This is a genomic window from Terriglobia bacterium (assembly GCA_020073205.1).
Taxonomy (GTDB): domain Bacteria; phylum Acidobacteriota; class Polarisedimenticolia; order Polarisedimenticolales; family JAIQFR01; genus JAIQFR01.
In genome coordinates, this window is record JAIQFR010000195.1 from 1 (window position 1) to 3,526 (window position 3,526).

The window sequence follows — 3,526 nt, forward strand, 5'->3', positions numbered from 1 at the left end:
TACTACATCCGGATGAAGACGACGGTCAACTACGTACCGTCCCACTATTGAGCCAGGGGGAGGATAAGTAATCATGACGAAAGCGATGAGACTCTTTGCGGTGCTTGGCGTGGCGGTGCTGCTCCTTGCCGCTACGAGCCCGGTTTCGGCAAATTGCAACCCGGGCAAGACCATGGGCCAGCTCTCGGACGTGACCCCCCCGCAGATCACTCATCTCGCGGGGGTGGGTGCAAGCACGGCATTTCCGGACGTGATCGGCCGGTTCTGGCAGGCCGGCGCCCGCGCCTCGGCCAACGAGGGGACCTACGACGCGAGCCAGTGGCTACGCGACGCGTCGCCGATCGGCCATTCGGATTTCATCATGAACGGATTCCTGGGGGACGAAAACGTGGTCGGCTGCCCGACCGGTGACCTGATCACGGTGGTACAGAGCCCCGCCACCAACGGCAGGGGCGCCTACTTCGTGGTCGCGCGGGTGACCGAGCAGCTCGTCAGCTCGATGACCTTCGACTACACCCAAGCGTCATCGGATGGATTCAACATGAAGCCGCTGTCCCAGCCGCGCATCGCCAACGCCCAGAAGTCGGGAACGGGCCTGACGATGGACGTGACCCTTCCGGACGCGAGCCCCTTGTTCTACGGGGTGTCGGGGGCGCTTCCATCCGGGACGATCACGGGCGTGCGCCTGATGCGCGCCGCCGGCCAGAACGGGCGCGAGCCGGGTCCCGCGGCCGCCCTCTGGACCTACACCAACAAGAAGACCACCGGCGCGGGCGGCGGTGCGGTCGCCGGCGTCACGCTCGACTGCGCGGGGAACCAGGACGTCTACCTGGCCGCGCAGCTCGAGTTCGACGGCGGCGCGGTGCTGAGCGACTACGTGGGTGAGCCGACCCGGGTCAACTGCAATTCGGGGCAGGCGGTCGCGCCTGGGAAGGACAAGCCGAAGAGCCACTGATCTTGGCCGGTCTCAAAGGAACGAGAGAGGAAGGGCCGTGGGGGCATCCCCGCGGCCCTTCCGCAGCAAGGAGGGGGCACGAGATCATGACGAAAACGAAGAGTCTCTTCGTGACGGTCGGCGTCGCGGCGCTGCTCTTCGCGGCCGCGAGCCCCGCCTCGGCCAACTGCAACCCGGGCAAGACCATGGGGACGCTCTCGGACCAGCGCCCCTATAGCTACTTTTACATGACGGGCGCCGTCATGGACACGCCCGAAGTAATCGGCCGGTTCTGGCAGGCCGGCGGCCGCAATGTGGCGAACGAGGGGACTGCCACCGCCGCCATGTGGCTCCTTCCGTTCGGCCCCGATCACGTCATATACATGTTCCTGGGCGACGAGAACGTCTTCGGCTGCCCGAGCGGCGAACTGATCACGTTGATCCAGAGCCCGGCGAGCGACGGCCGAGGCTCGTACTTCATGGTTGATCGCGTGGCCGAGCAGTTCGTCAGTTCGATGAGCTTCGACCTCACCGAGACGACCACGAGCGGATTCCACATGAAGCTGCTGCCCCAACCCTACGTCACGGTCGTCAGCCGGTTCGGCAGCGTCGTGACGATGAGTGTCACCCTCCAGGACGTGAGCAGCTCGTTCTATGGGGTGAGCGGAGCACTTGCGTCCGATACGATCACCGGCATTCGCCTGATGTGGACCGTGACCGCCGCCCCCCTCGGTCCGACACCGCTCGCGACCGGGTGGACCTACACGAATCAGCGGGTCGTCGGGGCAGCCGGAGGTGCGATCGACGGTTTCACGTTCGATACTTCGACCCTGACGTCGGGCCAGTCCCTCTACCTGGCGGCTCAGCTCGAGTTCGACAACGGCGCTGTCCTGGGCGATTACGTGGGAGTGCCTACCCGCATTTTCCAGGGCCTGGCGATCCCGCCGGTCAAGGAGAAGAAGCCGAAGAAGCACTGATCTCCACTTCTTCGCCGGAGCTTCGCCCTTGCTCAGGAGAAAAGCGAGAATCACTCCGTTCTCGTTGAACGCCAGGCCCGTCCCGCCGGTAGTCTCCACCGTAAGGGAGATCACACCCATGCTCTGGACTCGAAAAGACCATGACCGGGGTCGCGACGACGCCGTCCTCGACCGGGCGGTCGCCGAGTGGAGACGGAGCGGGGGCAGCGACGAGGTCCTGAGCGCCCACGCGCGCGGCAGGATCGTCGACGAGGCTCTCGACCCCGCTCACGATCCGGCGGCGCCAGCCTCCCTGTTCCTGCCGGCGCGAAGGCTGGCCCTGGCCGGAGTGCTTCCGGTCATGCTGGGAGTGGCCCTCTTGCTGCTCCTGGGGCACGCCGGCAGCTACGTAGGAACCTCACGGTCGGCGCGTCTCAGCGTCGAGAAGCGGAACGGCCAGGTGGTCTTCAACATTGCGAACGGGCAAAAAAGCCACTACGTTTGCAAATCGAGGGTCCCCGACCGGTTCGACTGCGATCACGGGGTGAAAGTCCGGAACGGCGCCTACGCCGACCCGGTCCGGGACGGTTCGGACATCGTTTTCTATAGGATAGACTGACCTTTGTCTTACTTTCGTATAACCCGCCGCACCAGGAGCAGGGGGGATTCTTTCCTTGACGATTTCGCCTATCTCCGTAGATTATCGCGGGGATCACGTGGGCTGGGGTGCTCACGTGCCGTGGCGGAGTCTTGGGAGGGATGCTCGGGCTGCGTCACCGGGTGTGGCAACTGACCTCGGAGGAGGAGAAAAGGGATGAGTAAGAGAACGTTCGTAGGGGTGATGGTCGTCGCTCTCGCCGTGGTGGTCATGGCAAGCGGCCTCCTCGCCTCCAACATGGGGTTCAAGCTGAACTACCAGATGCTGCAGACGACCGCGGGCGTGTCGAGGGATGGCACGACCACGCTCGCGCTGCCCGACCTCAGGCAGACCGGCCTCAACACCGCGAAGAACCTGCTGGACGACATCGGTCTCGCGAACGTGACCAACATCCAGCGGTTCGTGAAGTCCAGCAACGGCCTCGTGGCCTACACGGGCCGCCCCCTGGGGGGAACGGACTTCAGCCTGAACGCGGGCGAAGGCTATTACCTGAGGATGAAGACCACGGTCAACTACATCGTGGTCGGCTCCGACGACCCGACCCTCGCCTACAACCTGCAGCAGACCACGGCAGGCGTGTCGAGGGACGGCACGAACTTCTACGCGTACAACTACCACCAGACCGCCGCCACCGCGAAGGCTCTGCTCGACGACATCGGCCTCGTGAACGTGACCAACATTCAGAGGTTCGTGAAGTCGAGCAACGGCCTCGTGGCCTACACGGGCCGTCCCCTGGGTGGAACGGACTTCGCGCTGACCCCGGGCGAGGCCTACTACATCCGGATGAAGACGACGGTCAACTACGTACCGTCCCACTATTGAGCCAGGGGGAGGATAAGTAATCATGACGAAAGCGATGAGACTCTTTGCGGTGCTTGGCGTGGCGGTGCTGCTCCTTGCCGCTACGAGCCCGGTTTCGGCAAATTGCAACCCGGGCAAGACCATGGGCCAGCTCTCGGACGTGACCCCCCCGCAGAT

General features: G+C 64.4%; 4 protein-coding genes. All 4 read left to right on the top strand.

All coding sequences use genetic code 11. The annotated features are described in order from the left end of the window. Window positions 1-73: 73 nt before the first annotated feature. The 4 genes from LAO51_20260 (at window position 74) to LAO51_20275 (ending at window position 3,370) form a co-directional block, all read left to right on the top strand. Entirely contained in the window at window positions 74-955 is an 882-nt protein-coding gene (locus LAO51_20260; GenBank protein MBZ5641080.1) for a hypothetical protein, read from the top strand. Window positions 956-1,041: 86 nt separating this feature from the next. Further along, entirely contained in the window at window positions 1,042-1,911 is an 870-nt protein-coding gene (locus LAO51_20265) for a hypothetical protein (GenBank protein MBZ5641081.1), read from the top strand. Between the two features lie 118 nt (window positions 1,912-2,029). Next, window positions 2,030-2,509 (top strand): hypothetical protein, encoded by a 480-nt coding sequence (locus tag LAO51_20270; protein MBZ5641082.1) that lies wholly within the window; start codon window positions 2,030-2,032, stop codon window positions 2,507-2,509. Window positions 2,510-2,704: 195 nt separating this feature from the next. Continuing rightward, a complete protein-coding gene (locus tag LAO51_20275; protein ID MBZ5641083.1) occupies window positions 2,705-3,370 on the top strand; it encodes a hypothetical protein in 666 nt (221 codons plus the stop codon). The last annotated feature ends 156 nt before the right edge of the window (window positions 3,371-3,526 follow it).

Bases quoted from the DNA above. Each gene is read 5' to 3' on its own strand.
- LAO51_20270 (MBZ5641082.1), top strand. From the start codon at position 2,030: ATGCTCTGGACTCGAAAAGACCATGACCGGGGTCGCGACGACGCCGTC.
- LAO51_20275 (MBZ5641083.1), top strand. From the start codon at position 2,705: ATGAGTAAGAGAACGTTCGTAGGGGTGATGGTCGTCGCTCTCGCCGTG.
- LAO51_20265 (MBZ5641081.1), top strand. From the start codon at position 1,042: ATGACGAAAACGAAGAGTCTCTTCGTGACGGTCGGCGTCGCGGCGCTG.
- LAO51_20260 (MBZ5641080.1), top strand. From the start codon at position 74: ATGACGAAAGCGATGAGACTCTTTGCGGTGCTTGGCGTGGCGGTGCTG.